We start from the raw sequence: 18,049 nt of genomic DNA on the forward strand, positions 1-18,049 counted from the left end.
TCCAATCGGGCGAAGCGGCAGAGATGCTGGCACCCGGTCGGCCACGTGGCGGAGTGGTTACGCAGCGGACTGCAAATCCGTGCACCCCGGTTCGATTCCGGGCGTGGCCTCCAGTTCACGCACGCGCCGCCGGCCTCATGCAGCGCCGGCGGCGCGTGTCGCGCCACCGGCCGGAGGTTTCCCCGCTGCGCCCAAATGGCCACAGGCGGCGCCGACCGGCTGTAGCATTGGTGTCACGTTACCAGTGTGGTTTGACAACGCCTCGGGTTCGTCGTTGATGAACCCGCTTTCCCGCGCCGCACAAGCGCGCGGGAGGTACTGCCCGGCCGGCCGGGTCTTCGTGCAAAGGATGCTGCCTGATGTCGTCACCGAAGAGCGCTAACGCGTTCCGCAACATGATCAGCCCCGAGACCAGGGATACGGTCAAGCGGCTGTTCATGACCGATGGCCGGCGTCACTGGAGGGGCTACGCCCTCTCCTTCGTCTTCATGGGAATCATGGCCGCGACCACCTCCGGCCTCGCCTATCTGATGGGCGACGTGATCAACCGCATCTTCGTCCAGCAGAACTCGTCGGCGATCTGGATCCTGTCCGCGGCGGTGGTGACGATGAGCGTCGTCAAGGGCTTCGCCGCCTATGGACAAGCGGTGGTGCTGTCGCGGGTCGGTAACCGCATCGTTGCCGACAACCAGAAGCGCGTGCTCGACCGGCTGCTGAGCCAGGACGTGGCCTTCTTCTCCGGCAACCACACCGCCGAGATCATGCTGCGGTTCAACGCCGGCGCCCAGGGCGCGCGCAACGTGCTCAACCTGATCATCACCAGCCTCGGCCGCGACCTGCTTTCCGTGGTCGGCCTGACCGTGGTGATGATCATCCAGGACCCCTTCACCGCGCTCATCGGCCTCATCGTGATGCCGATCGCGGTGGGCGGCGTGCGCGCGCTCATCCGCAAGGTGCAGAAGATCTTCGCCCGCGAGTTCCACAGCGCGGTGCTGATCATGACGGAGTCGATCGACGCCTTCCAGGGCATCCGCACCATCAAGTCCTTCACCATGGAGGACCAACTCACCCAGAAGATCTACGGCCGCATCGATTCGCTGGAGAAGGCGTCGAACCGCATGGTCCGGGCGCAGTCGCAGTCGGGCCCGCTGATGGAAGCTCTCGGCGGCGTCGCCATCGGCCTGGTCATCATGTATGCCGGCTGGGGCGTGCTGCACGGCGGACGCACGCCGGGTGAGTTCTTCTCGGTCATCACCGCCCTGCTGCTCAGCTACGAGCCCGCCAAGCGTCTCGCCCGCCTCAACATCGACCTCACGACGCATCTGCTCGGCGCCCGCATGCTGTTCGACGTGCTGGACAAGCCGGCCGTCGAGGTCGATCCGGCCGGCACGCCGGAGCTTGAGGTCAAGGGCGGCAAGATCGAGTTCGACGATGTCTTCTTCGGCTATCGCGAGACCGAGCCGGTGCTGCGCGGGCTGAGCTTCGTCGCGGAAGCCGGCAAGACCACCGCACTGGTCGGCCCCTCGGGCGGCGGCAAGAGCACGGTGATGGCGCTTATCGAGCGCTTCTACGAGATCGGATCCGGCACCATCGCCATCGACGGCCAGAAGATCGATCAGGTCACGCGCCGTTCGCTGCGCTCCTCCATCGGCTATGTCAGCCAGGACGCCTTCCTCTTCGCCGGCACCATCCGCGAGAACATCCTCGCCGGCCGCGCCGGGGCGAGCGAGGAAGAGATCATCGCCGCCGCCAAGGCTGCGCATGCGCACGACTTCATCATGGGCTTCCAGGGCGGCTATGACAGCCGCGTCGGCGAGCACGGCGCACAGCTCTCCGGCGGCCAGCGCCAGCGCATCGCCATCGCCCGCGCCTTCCTGAAGGACGCACCGATTCTGCTGCTCGACGAAGCCACGGCGGCGCTTGACAGCGAATCCGAGGCGGAGATCCAGAAGGCGCTGCAGTCGCTGCAGATGAACCGCACCACGCTGGTCATCGCCCACCGCCTGCAGACGGTCATCAACGCCGACCGCATCTGCGTGGTCGAGCGGGGCCGGGTGGTGGAAAGCGGCCGCCACGACGAGCTCGTGGCCAAGCGTGGGCGCTATTTCAGCTTCCACCAGCTGCAGTTCGCCGGCCAGCAGGAGCGCCTCAGCGCCTGAGGGCGCGCCCATTCCCATGCTCGGCGGCCGCCCATCGCCGCCGCGCCGATTTCTCCGCCTTGCGCACGTCGCCCGACGCGCTAAATGGAGGTGGAGCTTAGACCTATCCACATGGCGGCGGGTTTCGGCTTCACAAACCGGTCCTGCATTGCTATATGGCCGGCCTCCGCGGCGCCCTCGGCGTCCCCGGTCCCTGATAGCTCAGTTGGTAGAGCGTTCGACTGTTAATCGAATGGTCGCAGGTTCGAGTCCTGCTCAGGGAGCCACTCCCCCGTTTCCGGGGCGGCTCAGCTTTTCCCAGAACGCTCTCCTAACCATTGAAATCGCTGGATAATTTCTTCTCCAGCCTCCGCTCCCTGTCCCATCCAGGATCGGCCAGAGCCATCCCATCCCGCGAATTTGTTGGCCTTGTTGTTGGCCTGCAGGCCGTGTTTTCGTGATCCCAGCAATCAACAGGGATGGCGAACATGGCCTTGTCAGATGCAGCGTGCCGGACGGCCAAAGGCCGGGAAGGCGAATACAAACTTTCCGACGGTGGCGGCCTCTATCTTTTCGTGAAGCCCAACGGCGCCCGGGTCTGGCAGCAGGCCTACAGATTCGCGGGCAAACAGAAGAAACTCACCCATGGGCCCTATCCGCTCATTTCGCTGGCAGATGCGCGGCGGCTTCGGGACGAGGCCAAGAGGGTGTTGGCCTCGGGGGTAGACCCCGGAGCCAACAAACGAGCCAACAAGGCCGCCGTCGCGGCGTCTGCCGCAGCAGCAACAAGCACCTTCGGGGTCATTGCGACGGAGTTCATCGACAAGATGACCAAGGAAGGGCGAGCCGAGGCCACCCTCTTGAAAGCGCACTGGCTGCTGGAGGAAATCGCAGCCCCTCTTCGCAACCGCCCCATCGCCGAGATCACACCGCCAGAGATCCTCGCCGTCCTGCGGGCGGTGGAGGTCAAAGGTCACTACGAGACCGCGCGCCGCTCCCGCAGCATCATCGGTCAGGTCTTCCGTTATGCGATCGCAACCAGCCGCGCCGAACGGGATGTGACGGCCGATCTGCGAGGCGCACTTATCGCACCCACGACCAAGCACCGCGCCGCCATCACACGCCCGAAGCGGCTTGGCGAGCTTATGGCGGCCATCTATGGCTGGACGAAGGGTCAGGAGACGACGGTCGCAGGCCTGAAGCTGCTCGCCCTGCTTGCGCTCCGTCCCGGCGAACTCCGCGCCGCCACGTGGGACGAGATTGACCTTGAAGCGGGGGTCTGGATCGTTCCAGCCAGCCGAACCAAGATGCGCCGACCACACCGCACGCCCCTGCCCTTACAGGCCGTAGCCACCTTGCAGGAACTGCGGGACACCACCCGCAGCAGGATCAGTACCTTCGTGTTTCCAGCGACAGTATCGGTGAGGAAGCCGATGAGCGAGAACACTCTGAACTTCGCTCTACGTCGCCTGGATATAGGGGCGGAGGAGATGACCGCGCACGGCTTTCGGGCGGCGTTTGCCACGCTCGCCAATGAGAGCCGACGCTGGCATCCCGATGCGATCGAGCGGCAACTCGCCCATGTTGAAGGCAACAATGTACGCCGGGCTTATACCCGCGGCGAGCATTGGGACGAACGTGTGCTGATGATGCAGTGGTGGGCAGACGAACTGGATCGGCTTCGAGATGCGGCTATCATGGAGGCCCGCCCCCAAGCCCATCCCCAGCGCAGGCCCGCAAAGTTTCAATCGGCTCGTTAGTGACGGCCGTCGACGGTGCTTCCCCTCATTGGTGGGGGAAGGCTTGGGTGCGGCTATCCTGTAGCGCCTCTACCGGGCCGCTGTCGGACGACGTGAAAGCTGTCGATCCGCGGCGCCGCTCGAAGCGACCGTTCTTGAGTGGCGCCGAAAACTGCCAGTCGCTCGCCGCCCGCCTAGGCGCAAACTTCAGATAAGACGGGCTTCTGTTATCATTTTTCATGGATAGTTACGATTTTTCAGGATAGTTTGAGCCACGCTATCCGCGACGCACCAGAGTGTTTTTTCATGAGCGACGGCACGAGATACGACTTCTCAGGCCCAGTTACGGTTTTTCAGGACCGGTCACTGCCTGAAGACGCGACACCCGCCGGCTACGCCGCACTCGTCGGCGCATTGCGCCTCGCCGTGCCGTTGCCGCGGACACTGTGCGCCATCGGAGCTCATCACCGTCTCTATGAACGGGATGGCTGGCGCATATACACGCCGCGCCATGCGCCAGATGCCAGTCTCGAAGGCCACCTCACCTTCGCCCTGAAATATGAGGGGCTCGATCTCCTCGTCCTCAAGAGAATTTTTCGCGCCACGGGTCCGGCGCCAATCGAAGCGCTGGTGCGCTCAACACCGACCGGCTCCTATGCAAGGCGCGTCTGGTTTCTCTATGAATGGCTGCTTGGCGAGACGCTCGATCTTCCGGCCGCAGAAAAGGGAGCCTATGCCCTTGTCGTCGATCCCGACCTGCAATGGGCGGCGTCCGGCACCACGTCGACCCGCCATCGTGTCAGGAACAATCTGCCTGGCACGCCAGCCTTCTGCCCCATGGTGTTCGCGACCGAAGCCCTGAAAGCCTTCCACGGCACGAATCTCGCCGAACGGGCGCGCACCGCAATTGCCGACGTGCCCCGCGACCTGCTGGCCCGCACCGCAGCTTTCCTGCTGCTGAGGGATTCCCGCTCAAGCTTTGCAATCGAGGGGGAGCATCCGACGCAGGATCGTATCCAGCGCTGGGGTCGCGCCATCGGCGAGGCAGGCCGACGCTCCATCGACCTTGACGAGCTCTTGAGGCTTCAGCGCATCGTCATCGGCGATGCGCGCTTCGTCCAGCTCGGACTACGCACGGAGGGCGGATTCGTCGGCGAGCATGACCGCGACACTCGTATGCCACTCCCCGATCATATCAGTGCCCGGCATGAGGACCTGCATGAGCTCATCGATGGATTGGTGGCCTTCGACCGCACGGCAGCCGAGCGCCGACTTGATCCGGTGATCGCAGCTGCCGCACTGGCCTTCGGCTTCGTCTACATCCATCCCTTCGAGGATGGGAACGGGCGCCTGCACCGCTACCTGATCCATCACGTCCTTGCTGAACGCGGGTTCAATCCGCCGGGGGTTGTTTTTCCTATCTCCGCGGCGATCCTCGATCGGATCGATGATTATCGGCGGACGCTAGAAAGCTGGTCTGCGCGCCTCCTCCCCTTTATCCAATGGGAGCCGACGCCGACCGGCAACGTTCGGGTGCTGAATGAGACGGCGGATTTCTACCGCTATTTCGATGCGACACCTCACGCGGAATTCCTCTACGCATGCGTGGAGCGCACGATCGAGATCGACATGCCGGCCGAGACGCGCTTCCTGCGGGCGTATGACGCGTTCCGCGTCGCGATCGGACAGATCGTCGACATGCCGGATCGCACCGTCGATCTCCTCTTCCGGTTCCTGCGCCAGAATGAAGGAGTTCTCTCAAAGCGTGCCCGAGAGCAGGAATTCCGCGAGCTCAGGGCCGAGGAGATCGAGCGGGTCGAAAGCGCCTACGCGGCAGCATTTGCCGTTGACGACGATGGGGATTAGAGGCGGCCGCCGGCGCGGCTTGGCAAGCGACAAAATCGACGCTGTTTCGCCGAATGGTCGGCCCGCTATCAAAAGCCATCGACTGCCGTCTCGTCAGGTGCCCGCCATCGGGGCGGATCGGCAACCCATCGGTTGATGTCGGATTCCCGCCAGCCGGCGCCGTTGGTGCTGATCCTGAACTGGGCGGGGAAGGTGCCCTCGGCAATCTTGCGATAGATGGTGGAGCGCGACAGGCCGGTACGGGCGAGAACGGTCTTCAGGCGGATGATACGCTCTGGTGTCTGCATGGTGGTGCTGCCTCCTGCTGGATGCGCCTGAGGGCGCCTGCGCAAGACAAGGCATGGGATTGCCGGCCGGCAAGAGGATGAGCGGCGCCGGTGTGGCGCGGCGGACCGGCGGCGGCATATCGGACGGATCTAGAGACCGAGGCCACGGCTGCGGTCGAAGTCGATGCCGCGGCTGCGGGCAAGCTCTCGGCCTAGACTGCGTCCGGTTTCAAAGCTGATGCCGAGTTCCTTCTTGCGAGCGGCGAGCAGGGATTCGAGCTGCGGGTCGCGCTCTAGGCTCCGCGCCATATCGCCCATCTGGATGCGCGTCGCCTTGTAGCCGGAGTAGTTGCCTTGCGCGTACTGGTGCTGATGCTGTCGGTCGAGCTTCTGCCAGCGCTCGACGAAGCGATCGGCGCGGCGCTCCGGGTCGGTACGGATTTCGGTTTCAAGCTGGAGGGCGCGGATAGTGCGATTGAGCTTGCCGTCGGCGGCCTCGTGCACCAGCGCCGGGTTCTTCTCATAGGCGGCCTCCGCATCGCGCCAGCCATGGGGCCGCAACTCCTCGAACGCCTTGCGAGCATCGCTGAGCTCGCGCAGTTGCTCAGGCGTGCCCTGGCCGGTCGCATCGGCCGTGGTGAGGATCGCATCCCACGCCCGGGCATGCCGGACGAGCGCGCGGGTTCGCGCCCGCCGCAGCAGCGCCTCCGGATCCTCAGGAACCTCCCGGGCGAGCTGCTCGGCTTTGTTCCCGAGCTTTTCGCGCAGGGCTGGCGCTTCCCGTGCAATGTCGACGGACGGCTTTAGCGTATCGACGAGGTACCGCAGCTTTTCCGGCACCTTGCGCACCATCTCGACGACGCGCTGGCGGAAGGTGATGCCCCGCCGCTCGGCATAGTCCTGCGCCGGATCGGACCGCTCGTAGTCCGACGCCATGTCCTTGGCCCGGTCACGCGACAGGGTGCGCACCAGACGGTCCCCGTCCGCGAAGTCGTCCCGGCCATAGTGCAGCTCCATGCCGTCGCGGTGGCGCGACAGCGCGACATAGCTGGAATGGGCATCCAGGCCGGGCGTCGCCAGCACATGTGTGCGGTCGACCGTCATTCCCTGCGCCTTGTGGATGGTGGCGGCATAGCCATGGTCGATACGGTCATATTCCTTCAGATCGAAGGAGACGGATCGGCCATCATCGGTGCGCACCGACATGGACTGCGCGCTGACATGCTCGAGGGTGCCGAGCGTGCCGTTCTTTACCCCGAGCCCGCGCTCATTCTGCAGGAACATGACACGGTCGCCGCTGGCAAAGGAACGCTCCCCGCGCTCCACGGTGACACGCACCTCCTCACTAAGCCCGCCGGCCTCACGCATCCGCTGGCGGGCGGCCTGGTTGAGGGCGCGCACCTCGTCATTGGTATGGGTGAGAATGATGCGGCTACGGTCTGGTGCGGCCTGGCGGTCACGATCCCAGCGGTCGATCAGCTCGCCGCGCGCCTGCTCCCGCGTTTGAGCGGCATGCACCATGCCGTTTCGGTCATAGGCCTGGATCGCATCGCCAATCCGGCCGGTCGCGAGATCGCGCGTAGCATCGCGCTGCCAGTCCGCGCGCTGGCGGCGTATCTCGCTGATCTCTGCCCCGCCATGGCGCTCAACGAGCGAGCGGAAGGCCGCGCCCGCCTCGATGGATTGCAGCTGCTGCGGATCGCCGACCAGCACCACCTTGGCGCCGACGTCTGCGGCATGGGAGAGCACGCGCTCCAGCTGGCGCGTGCCGACCATGCCGGCCTCGTCGATCACCAGAACATCGCGTGAGGTGAGCAGATCCCGGCCTTGCCCCCAGCCATGTTCGAGGCTGGCGATCGTTCGGGACGCGATGCCCGACCCGCTCTCCAGGTTCTCAGCCGCGATGCCGGACAGCGCGACGCCGCGAACCTCCAGGCCGGCCGCCTCCCAGGCCTCGCGCGCGACACCCAGCATGGCGCTCTTCCCCGTCCCGGCATAGCCGACGACGATGCCCAGATCGCGCGTGCCGGTGATGTGCGCCAGCGCGTCGGACTGCTCAACGGACAGCACAAGACCGCGCTGCTCGGCACGCGCCAGAGCCGCCTTCCTGTCGCCATCCCTCACCGCGTGGCGCTCGCGCTCCGCCATGAGGTCGGCAGCCCTATGTAGGCGCTGCTCAGCTTCGATCATCTGGCGCGTGGTGAAGCGGTCCTCGCCGCGTCCGTCCTTGCCGAGTTCGACGAGATTGGGCTCACGGCCCATCGCGCCCATCACATCGTTGAACTGATCGATGCCGTCGCTGTGGCGGTGCGCGAAGCGCGCCATGTCACGCCGGGTGAAGGTCGATTGCTGATGCGTGATGGCGTCCAGTGCTAGTGCCGGGTCGGCGAGGATGCGCGCGCCATTGCCGCGCGCAATCTCGCGTTGAACCTCGGCCCGATCGGCTGCCCCGATCCCCTCTCTTTCTATGCGTTGCGCGGGCGCGCCGATCTGGCTCTGCGGCTCCAGCGCGATGCCTTGCGCTTCCAGGCTGCGATGATCGATGCGTGCGTCGATGTCGAGTTCGGCCAGCCGCTCATTGGCGAATTCGGCCCAACGTTCGCGCCAGCGCTCGACCATCTCGGTCGCGTTCCACTCCCGAACCTTCGGGCCGAAGCCGTCCTCGTCCGCCGAGCGCATGGTCAGCATGACATGGGCATGGGGTTTGGCCATGCCGTCCTCGCCAATATCCCAATGCACATTGAGATCGGCGATCATCCCGAGATCGACGAACTCCGCCTGGACGAAATCACGGGCGAGCGCGATGCCTTGGCGCTCCGTCATCTCACGCGGCAGGGCGAACTCGACCTCGCGGGCGAGCTGCGCGTCCTTGCGGACCTCGAAGGCTTCGACATCGTTCCAGAGCCGCTCGCGGTCGCGCCACGCCTCGGGTGCCCCATCTGGCAGCAGAACCTCGGAATGCACCACGCCACGCTTACCGGAGAAGTCCTGGATGCGATCGATGCGCGCGTCGCGCAGCCGCGAGGCCGAGCGATAAGCTGCGGACGCCACCGCGCTGGAGCCGGCCTTGCGGCCGATGACCTTGACGTGAAGATGATAGATCGCCATCGCGATCCGAACATCAGCACGGCGAAGCGCACGTCGGAACGACGTATAAGCGCGCCCTCCCTCGAAAAAATCTCGGGAGCGACGAGCCCATCTCAGTCTGTCCCGGCAACATTACAGCCACGGCGAACACGCTCAACTATCATTACTCCATCGACTGCTGATGGAGGTGACCATGCGCAAACCACGGGACTTCGACGCGGAGCTGAAGGCGCTCGAAGACAAGGCACGAGAGCTCAAGACCCGTAAGGTACAGCAGCTCGGCGATCTGGTGATCGCCACCGGCGCCGACGCGCTAACGGCGGAGGAACTGGCCGGCGCACTGCTGGTGCTCGCCGAGACCAAGGACCTCGGCAGGAGGGAGGCGTGGGCGCGACGGGGCGCGGCGTTCTTTCACGGCAGGTCACGCCGATCTGCACCAGCATCTGAACGCGACGCGGTCAGCACTTCGGCGCAACCGGGCGGCACGCAACCGCCATCAGGCGGCACGGGCCCGGCATGACATGCGGGACTGGCAGGTCGAGCGCCGCAGGCGCACGCGGCACCTCATCGAACTCGGCGGGCTCGTGGTCAAGTCGGGGGTAGTTGAATTGACCGGCGACGATCGCGCCGTCATCTATGGCGCGCTGCTCTGGATGGCGAACAAGCTCAGAAGTGAGGAGAGCGAACAAGCGCGCGCCCTTTGGAAAGCCAAGGGAACGCAGGCGTTCGAAGAAGGCCGCCACGAGTGAAAACTGTGGCGGTCCCGACCATAGCCGCCACTCCACAGCGCTTTTAGCGACGTCCGCTGTGCGCTCGCATTTCCGCCGTTCAGCCCATCACACACGAACTCTAAAGCAGTCGTTTTTCGAGGAGGGGCTCCGCGACTACCGGTTGCGGAAGCGATCGCTGGAGACAGACGAATAAGAGAAACATAATGTGACACGATCGCTATGTGAGGGGATCGTCCTGTTCCGCGATTAAAGCTGCAGGGGCGGTCACCAAAGCGATCCGGGGTTTCCGTCCGGCTTCGTGGAGCCATATATCGACGATCTTCGCGTCGTCACTTGCGGGCAACGGGTTGGCGCTGCGGACTTTGAAGGTGGTCGGTAGATTGACCGAGTTCCCGAACACCAGCGCATGCTGCTTGGGCAGCGTTGGAAGCCGACGGAGCACCCCTCCCGATATCGACGGCGACATCTGACGGATCTGCGACAGGCCGTCGGGATTTTGGATGCGATGCACGACAAAATTTGAGCACCGTGACAGCACCGTCTTCGACAGCTCGCTGGGCCGTGGGACGCGACAGGGTCGGAGCTGCTCGAGGCCCTCATCAAGAAATACAAGGAGGATCGCGCGGGCAAGGCCGCCCCAACGCCTGCGCCGCGTGTCCACTGAGGAATAACCGACAGCGCGGCTAGCCGACCAAAGTCCGCAGATTTTCTAGGACCTGACTCGAGGCGTCGGCATGCGACAGCCCATACGCCGCGGCGAAAGCCATGACACTCTCTCTTGCGTTTGATGGCGTGGAAGACTTTCCATTGGTCTCCGAAAACGGGCCGTCCGTTTCCGTGAGCACCTTCTCGAGCGGCACTTCCGCGGCGAATATCTCCTTGCTCTTCGGCTTTGCCATCATCTGCGCGTTCACGGAGAACCAACAGCCCAACTCTACCGCACGCCTCGCTTCGGAGCGGGTGCCAGAGAACCAGTGAAGAACCACTTGATTTCCCGAGCCTGCCAGTCGGCGTTCAACCATGTCAAGGACTTCCGTCGTCGCCCGCACACTATGCACCGACAGGATCTTTGGTTCGCCGCTAACGCACGCGTCGAGGATGCGCCCAAACACTTCTCGCTGCTGCGGCATGGAGCGAAAGAACCGAGGCCCGGCGTCCAGTCCGACCTCGCCGACATAGCGGGTCAGCGGTAGGAGCTTCTCGAAGAGATCGATCTCTCGGCCATTGCTTGCGACGAGTTGCGGGTGGAGGCCCAACGCGGCGCGCACATGTCTCGTCTTGGACGCGAGTTCCTCATTCCTTCGCCACGCGCGCGGCGTCGTGGTAACGGCCAGCGTGAAAATCCCCAGGTCATCGCACTCTCGGACCTTGGCCTCGAAATCGGGGAAAAGGTCGAGATGACAGTGGAAGTCGACAAGCTTATCGCTCACGTATCAGGTCCGATGAGTAGGTGACGACCCCATCCACAACGGGAGCGACTTCGGCCATGCCTCGCTCATACACCGAGACAAGTTCCGGGACGATATCCACGTCTTCCACGAGACGTCCGGGCACATAGACCAATACCTTCGCGATTTCGGGTTTGGACCGCAGCCGTGCGAGTGCGAATTGAAACCCTCGCACCTGCTTCCCTTCTGCGGTGTGCGTGTTGCGCGGCTGAGCGGCCAGGTCTGGAACCGAGTAGTCGGTGGCGTCCTTGACGGCCCACGACGCCTTGAGGAGCGCCCCCTTCCTGATGATGCAGGGAAGGCAATAGCCGCAGTGGTCCTTCCCTTGGTTCCATCTTTTGCTCGCGGGATGCGCGCACGAGCTCGAAAGAGGAGACAAGGCCTCGAGTACGGTCTGGTTTGCGCATTCGGAGACCATCTCGCCTTTGGTTTTCGCCCAGTAGGGATTAACGACGGTCGCCGGAATCCCTAGCGTCTTCAGAAGCTCGTTCCAACGGTGGATGTAGAAGGGATGCGTCGTCCTTGTGCTGTTACTGCCGAGACGTGTTGAGTCGAGTGGTACGTTGAGGGAGATGAGGCCGTTCTCCGGGACCCGAAGCTCGAACGATCGCCCGAATCCTGACCCCGCGGCTGCCCCCAGCGAGAAGAACAGGAACGACCTGCCTCTCGTGGTGTCCTCTGAACCGACACCGGGAACGAGTTGCTTCGGGATCGTCAGTCCAAGCCGAACGCGGGCAAGCCCTCCCTGCCGGACGAAAGTCTTCCCCAATGCGTCGAACAGCCTGCGCTGCGGCCCGCTGACTGCGCCGTCTCCGCCATGGCTGGCGAACAAAGGCGTACGACCCCTATCCAGCAGATCGACGGCGCCGATGAGGCTGTCCAATCCGCCCGAAAAAAGCGACACGCAATCGAACTGGCGTGCGGTGCCATGAAGCGATGACGCCATGTCGCCCGGACGACGATCGGGAGGAGACTCCCTGAACGAAAGCTCCCACCGGTCGCCCGTCAAGAAGCGCAGCATGCGCTTAAGGAGAGGCGCTGCGGCGTTCCAAACCGCCGGATCCGCGACCGGGACCACGATCTTGATCTCGCGTGTCCACGCGTCCTGTGCCGTCTGCCATCGGGAAATGCGGGTGTCGGCCGCATGCACGATCGCCGCGACGATCAGCAGATCGACCGCGGTTGGCGTTGCCGGAGTTCCGAACGCGGCGATTTTCGCCAGCGCGCCCTGCAGGCCGAACCTTAGCTTCCCGTTGGGATCCAACAGGTCGACTGCGGTGCAGACCTCGTCGTCCCGCAGATCCGGCAGGTAGCCGTCATGCGGACCGAGGATGGCGTTGATCACGTACTTCGTCATCGCTGTCACTCGTCTTCGTCCGACCCGAGCACCGTCAGTGCGCGCTCGTAGATCCGGTCGATGGTTGAGCGGATCTTGTCCCGGTCAAAAATGCCGCCGACCTTCGACATGGCGTTCTTGACCGCTCCTTCGACATATCCGCGCACTTCGCCTTTCACCGCCTCGACCTCCGCCACGGATCCGGGGAGCACGATCACCTTCGTACCGATGGCGTTGACGATCCGGTTGTCGATCGTACCCACGATGAAGCGCTCGATCAGAAGGTTGATGGTCTCAACCGACGGCTTCTCCAGATCGGCTCCGGTCCCTTCGATCTCATCGACGGCCTGTGAGTAGGCCTCCCGATTCATTGCCTCGTCCAGGTCTCCCCCGTCGCCGCAGACGAAGTCGACCAGCGAGGCGTAGATCTCTCGAAGCGACCTCTGTGCGAGGGCATCAAGGCGCAGCCTGCGCACGACCTCGCGGATGCCATCCCTCGACGCGTCGAGGAGAAGGTCTCCGAGCCTGGATGCGGCGCCCGCGCTGGCCGCCGACATCCGCCTGGCAGCGGCCGCGCTTCCGCCACCTCCGCGGCTGACGTATGCACCAATCGACCGCCGGACCCCAGACGAGCGATCACCGCCGCCGTCTCCTTCCGAATGGGACGACCGAATGTGCTTGTTGAACAGTGTCCTGCCCGAACGGAACTGGGCAGTCGCCGGGGGCTCCTCCTTCTTCAGCTCAGGCTGGCCGTTGGAGGGCGACGCTTCCGGTGAAGTCGTAGGAGGGGCGCCTCCGGAGGCCGCAGGAGCGGGCCCGTCACCGCCGCTGTCCAACCATGTCGGGATGAGGGGATTGCCGTTGCGGCCGCCTTCGAACGGCGTCGAGGTGCCCATGTCAGTCACCCGCCTCGGCCGTCAGCGAGAGTGCTCGACCCAGACGCGTGCTGCCGTCTTTCCGCCAGCGATCTCGGATGGCGGCGAACCTTTCTTTGGCGGTTCCGCTGACGACGACGCTGTCGAAGGCGGACGCCGCCCAGGCGCCAAGGTTGCCCACGGGAAGCTCGCCGAGTGTCTCGACCAGACGCAACTGGAAGCCCGGATGGGTTTCGACGATCACGCCGAGACCGTGCGTGCAGCCAGGCCTTTGCTGAAGGTCCTTCTCGACGAGAAGCGCGCTCCTCAAGCTGACGAACAAGGTCTCGACGTCTCCCAGATCCAAGCCCTTAATTTCCTGCTTCACGCTTGCTGCGGAGTAGCTTGAACCTGAGAGTTTCTCGAGAAGGCCACGCAACTGCGCCGACAGCGGCCGGCCCTTGCCGACGTAAGATCGCCGGTCATTGACCACGAACAGGTAGGGCGTGAGCTCCAGAGCCCCGATCGCCGGATCGACGTTGGCCCAGCGATGGATGTCCTCTCGAGTGAGCCAGCTCTCCACGAGACTGTCGGGCGCAGCGGCATCGCTTCCGTCCTCGGCCGCAGGTTTGTCTCCCGCGTCGGATGGGTCCGGGGCGCCTCCTCGCCGCGCTGCTTCCTCGAGAGCGCGGAGCGCGGGCGATTTGCCGTCTTGCGCAGCGGCCGCCGAAAGCGCGACGTGCTCGAAGACATCGGGGTGATACATCTCGACGAGCATCAACTTGGCCAGCACGTCCGGATCGATGGCGGTGCCGAAACCACGGGCTCGGGAGATGCGCAGCCGAAGGTTCAAGGCATTGACGAAGCGTTTGACCTGACGTGGGTTGCCGTTGGCGCCGCGGGCGAGAACCGCGCTAATCCGGTCGGCCATCGCCACAGCCCTCGCGATCGCCGGCACGTACTCGGCCCCAAGCGCCGCCTTCACATCGGCGTCCTCGATCGTCTCCCGGAGCCAAGGCCGCGACATTCGGTCTTTAGCGACGTCGAGCAGCTTGACGAATCCCGGGGAATCCTCGCCCGCCAACGTCCCGACCAACAGCATCGTGACGTAGATCCTGGTCTCGGTCTCACCCATCGCGGGGATTCGGAACGGGACCTGGATGAGCTTCTCGAGATAGGCCTTGGGATAGCCCTTCGACGGGCCTGTCTCTGGCAGATCCTTAAAATGTCGCCGGACGGCGTACTCGATCATCGCCTCGTCGGCGCCGATCACGAAGGCCGTCTTCGGCAGCGACACGAACAGCCTGATGGCCTCAAGGGTCTGGATCGCTGTCTCCGGGAGGCAGCGGTCGAGGTCGTCGACGAGCACCACCAGGCGAGTGACGCCCGCCTTCTTGATGAGTTCCTTGAAGGCTTTCTGGAACTGGCGGAGTTCCTCGGGGACCTTCTTGGAGTCTGGCTTTTCCCTCCAAACCTCTTTCAGCTCGGCGAGGGCCGCCTCACCGTTTTCCTTGGTCAGGAAGGTGGATGGATCCTCGATCTTGGCCTGAAAGGTCCCAATAAGCGCCGTGATCTGGTCGGGACTCGGCAGTCCCGTCGCCGCGTTGAAGGCCAGGCCGCCGGCGCGTTTCGCAACCTTCAACCAGTCGATCCGCTTCCAGACGTTAGCAACTTCTTCCTTCGCGGTCGTCATCAACGACCGCTCGGCGACAAGCTGTGTGACGACGCCTTCGATGAGGGCGATCTTGGCGTCCTCGAATCCCTGGAATTCCCAGCCGTTGAAGCGGATGCAGAGACGACTGTCTTGGTGGGCGGAGCCATCCTTCTCGAACGCCGCTTCCACCATGTGGAGCACGCTCGACTTGCCCGCCCCCCCAATCCCCGTGCACTCCCACAGTGATTGCGTGTTCGTGGCCTGCGGTGATCAATTCGACGACGGTCGCTGCGATCGCCTCGTTGCGGAGCAGGTCGACACGGGTTTCCTGATCGATGATGTAGCCGACGTGCGCATCGTTCTCGACTGTCGTCACGTAAATCCCCGATCCTGCATCTCAAGGTAGAGTAGCAAGAAGATTGTCTATTGGGAGCCCGGAAACGCCGCAGCCCACAGCAATGCGGACCTCATATGCCCAAGACGTTGCCCTCCGGAGGGCAGCCGAAACGCGCTGCCGAATTCTTCCGGAGACAGGCGTGGAGTAATCGGCGCGATGGAGGGGGTGCATCAGCAGCTCGGTAGAGCAGCCGAGCGCCAGTGTGGCGAACGATCCGGTGCACAGAATACACGCCCTGCGTTCGTCAGAAGAGCAAAGGCGCCGGCCTCTACGGCGCACACAATCGTTGCGCCCTCGCCGTCGTCTAGTGCAAGGGGATTACGACCTGTCTAGCTCAAGAATTCGTCGCGCCATCCAGGGAACTGCTGATACATCTAACCTCTCTTGGATGGTCACACGTTTCATAAGCTCCGGTGAGAGCACGTAGTCAAACTTGGCCAGTTGCGGCTGCGAGAGCCTCTCGGCTAGACGCATGGCGTCGGGCTCCGGCTCATCGGCCAGCGCCTGGAGATGCCGGGCGACACCATCACAGCGCACGTCCTGGATTTCGAGGGCGTGCCACGCCGCCGTCCCTTTCAGCTCGCGCGCCATCAAGGCAAGAAGGAGCGTAGTCAGCCGTTTGCTGCCAACCCATGGAAAGACGAGGGTGTTCCTGCCGCACGGCAGGATGTTCTGCTGGTGCAGCCCGAGGTTGCCGAAGGCTATTCGGGCGTCGGCAAGCAGCCGGCTGGCACAGGCATCCAAATAAACAAACGCCTCGTTCCCGGCCAGAATCGCCCGCATTTTGTCGACGATGTAATCGTGTATCTCTCCGCCACCGCTTGAGAACTGGGGCGGCTTGCCCGCACGGGTCGGTCGTACCAGGATCACTCGCCCATCGTCGTCAATCTCAATGATGAGCCAACGCCGTCCCGCAAATATTAACGTCTCGCCGGCCGCAAGGGGCGTGCCCAGCGGATAGGTGCCCAGCGTGCGGCCTTCATGAACGATGCGATATTCCACCTCTGACATGAATACCGCATAGAACTCGTAGGACTCCGCAATCTGCTCGCCTCTGGCCCCCAGCATCAGCAGCCCCTGCGGCGACTGCTCGACGAGTTGGATTTCCGAGTGTGCCATACACCGCAGGAGGTCGGCGAAAAGGGGTTTGCTCACTAGGCGGAAAGGCCCCCGACCGCAAAGCACCTCCCAGGCAACAGAGGGACTAACCCCGCCCAACTGCAAGATGAGAGCTAGAAGTTGATGAACCAGCGTCGAGAGGTGCAGTCCGGCGTGCGCCGGTGGTTCACACCAGTTCTCTCGCAAGCATTCCACCATGGCTATGGACTGGATCAGCTCAAGGTAGAGCCGATCGAGGGGATGGCTGCCGGGACCAGCCACGATCTCAGGCGCAAAGATGCGCAGGATGGCCGGACGTCCGGCGCGGCGGCCAGACCGCCCTACCCTCTGTCGCAGTGAGGCGACCGAAAATCCCGGCCCGATCTGCGCAACCGTCGCCACGTCGCCGATGTCGATGCCAAGCTCCAGCGTCATGGTCGCAACGGCGGTAGTGGGGCGGGGATCGTCCCGCAGGCGGACCTCGACCTCCTCGCGCACCGCTTTGGCCAGGTTGCCATGATGGGCGAAGAACTCATTGGGCAGTTTCTGCTTCAAGCACATTGTGCTCAGGCGATCGGTATAGATCTCAACCCTCGCGCGCGAACCTGCGAACAGCAAGTTGCTGCGGCCACGGAGAAAGCGGAAGAGATCCTCAGCAAGCGCGCCTGGCACCTCCGACCGATCGAAGGGCTCGGCAGTTGCTGGGTCCGTTTCCGGATCGTCATCCGCGATCTCTTCAGGTTTTTCGAACGGATGAAGCTCGTAGCCGCGGATTTGAAGTTTCAGCCCATTGCCCGCATCGGTACCTTCTACAATGGAAACCGACGAACCACCGCCTGGCCGCAGGGATTCTGCCGCAAGCATCATGTCGCCTAGGGTGGCTGACAACCCAATACGGTCGATGCGCGGACGCCCGACCGCAACTTCGATGCGGGTCAGCAGCGACTGCAACTGCATGCCGCGTTCTGTACCGATGAAAGCATGCAGTTCGTCGATGACGACCGCGTCAAGCCGACTGAAGAGGCGGAGAACCTCGCTACCACGGCGAACCAGCAGGGCTTCGAGTGATTCTGGGGTGATAAGGACGATGCCGGAAGGCCGCTTGCGCGCACGTGCCTTCGCGTTTTCGTCGACGTCGCCATGCCATTTGTGCAGGAGAACCCCGCAGGCCTCGCACAGGCTTTCCAGGCGTCTGTGCTGATCGTTGATCAGCGCCTTTAGCGGGGCAACATAGAGGACGGCAAAGCCGTCGGCCGTCTGCTCGCTGTTCACCAGTCGCGAGAGCAGCGGCAGGAACGCGGCCTCGGTCTTACCGGCTGCGGTCCGCGCAGAGATAACGATATCGCCCCCGGCGAGAACCGCGGGGATGGCCTTTTCCTGAACGTCGCGCAGCGTGGCCCACTTTTGCTGCCAGATCCAACGACGGACTGGCATG

12 protein-coding genes and 2 tRNA genes are annotated in these 18,049 nt (G+C 63.9%); 7 read left to right on the forward strand and 7 right to left on the reverse strand.

What is annotated here, in order from left to right:
• The first annotated feature begins 39 nt into the window (after positions 1-39).
• From SNOV_RS09635 to SNOV_RS09655, 5 genes are all read left to right on the forward strand, one after another.
• Positions 40-113, forward strand: a tRNA-Cys gene (locus tag SNOV_RS09635).
• Between the two features lie 246 nt (positions 114-359).
• Entirely contained in the window at positions 360-2,159 is a 1,800-nt protein-coding gene (locus tag SNOV_RS09640; RefSeq protein ID WP_013166734.1) for an ABC transporter ATP-binding protein, read from the forward strand.
• Positions 2,160-2,349: 190 nt separating this feature from the next.
• Positions 2,350-2,425: transfer RNA gene (locus tag SNOV_RS09645), tRNA-Asn, on the forward strand.
• A gap of 201 nt (positions 2,426-2,626) precedes the next feature.
• Positions 2,627-3,898: a tyrosine-type recombinase/integrase gene (locus SNOV_RS09650; protein WP_013166735.1), complete on the forward strand. Its 1,272-nt coding sequence runs from the start codon at positions 2,627-2,629 to the stop codon at positions 3,896-3,898.
• A 285-nt stretch (positions 3,899-4,183) separates the two neighbouring features.
• The gene (locus SNOV_RS09655) at positions 4,184-5,743 is read left to right on the forward strand and encodes a Fic family protein (protein ID WP_013166736.1); all 1,560 of its coding nucleotides are present in this window, start codon (positions 4,184-4,186) and stop codon (positions 5,741-5,743) included.
• 68 nt (positions 5,744-5,811) lie between these two features.
• On the opposite strand, the gene SNOV_RS09660 is transcribed toward SNOV_RS09655, so the two are convergent.
• Both SNOV_RS09660 and traA read right to left on the reverse strand, forming a co-directional pair.
• Positions 5,812-6,030 (reverse strand): helix-turn-helix transcriptional regulator, encoded by a 219-nt coding sequence (locus SNOV_RS09660; RefSeq protein ID WP_013166737.1) that lies wholly within the window; start codon positions 6,028-6,030, stop codon positions 5,812-5,814.
• Between the two features lie 129 nt (positions 6,031-6,159).
• Positions 6,160-9,117, reverse strand: coding sequence for a Ti-type conjugative transfer relaxase TraA (gene traA, locus SNOV_RS09665; protein ID WP_013166738.1), 2,958 nt, complete (start codon positions 9,115-9,117; stop codon positions 6,160-6,162).
• 172 nt (positions 9,118-9,289) lie between these two features.
• On the opposite strand from traA, the gene SNOV_RS09670 reads away from it, so the two are divergent.
• Positions 9,290-9,616: a conjugal transfer protein TraD gene (locus SNOV_RS09670; protein ID WP_013166739.1), complete on the forward strand. Its 327-nt coding sequence runs from the start codon at positions 9,290-9,292 to the stop codon at positions 9,614-9,616.
• Between the two features lies 1 nt (position 9,617).
• Positions 9,618-9,845, forward strand: coding sequence for a conjugal transfer protein TraD (locus SNOV_RS09675; RefSeq protein ID WP_013166740.1), 228 nt, complete (start codon positions 9,618-9,620; stop codon positions 9,843-9,845).
• Positions 9,846-10,510: 665 nt separating this feature from the next.
• Here the strand turns inward: SNOV_RS09675 and qatD are convergent.
• The 5 genes from qatD to SNOV_RS09700 form a co-directional block, all read right to left on the reverse strand.
• The gene (qatD, locus tag SNOV_RS09680) at positions 10,511-11,257 is read right to left on the reverse strand and encodes a Qat anti-phage system TatD family nuclease QatD (protein ID WP_013166741.1); all 747 of its coding nucleotides are present in this window, start codon (positions 11,255-11,257) and stop codon (positions 10,511-10,513) included.
• Positions 11,247-12,632 carry a Qat anti-phage system QueC-like protein QatC gene (qatC, locus tag SNOV_RS09685; RefSeq protein ID WP_013166742.1) on the reverse strand — a complete coding sequence of 462 codons (1,386 nt, stop codon included), beginning with the start codon at positions 12,630-12,632 and terminating at the stop codon, positions 11,247-11,249. Before qatC ends, qatD begins: the two co-directional genes overlap by 11 nt.
• 5 nt (positions 12,633-12,637) lie before the next feature.
• Entirely contained in the window at positions 12,638-13,507 is an 870-nt protein-coding gene (gene qatB / locus SNOV_RS23420; protein ID WP_144295973.1) for a Qat anti-phage system associated protein QatB, read from the reverse strand.
• A 1-nt stretch (position 13,508) separates the two neighbouring features.
• The gene (qatA, locus tag SNOV_RS09695) at positions 13,509-15,311 is read right to left on the reverse strand and encodes a Qat anti-phage system ATPase QatA (protein ID WP_049785722.1); all 1,803 of its coding nucleotides are present in this window, start codon (positions 15,309-15,311) and stop codon (positions 13,509-13,511) included.
• 523 nt (positions 15,312-15,834) lie between these two features.
• Positions 15,835-18,048, reverse strand: coding sequence for a DEAD/DEAH box helicase (locus SNOV_RS09700; RefSeq protein ID WP_144295974.1), 2,214 nt, complete (start codon positions 18,046-18,048; stop codon positions 15,835-15,837).
• Between the last annotated feature and the right edge of the window lies 1 nt (position 18,049).

Source organism: Ancylobacter novellus DSM 506 (assembly GCF_000092925.1).
In the GTDB taxonomy this organism is placed as follows: domain Bacteria; phylum Pseudomonadota; class Alphaproteobacteria; order Rhizobiales; family Xanthobacteraceae; genus Ancylobacter; species Ancylobacter novellus.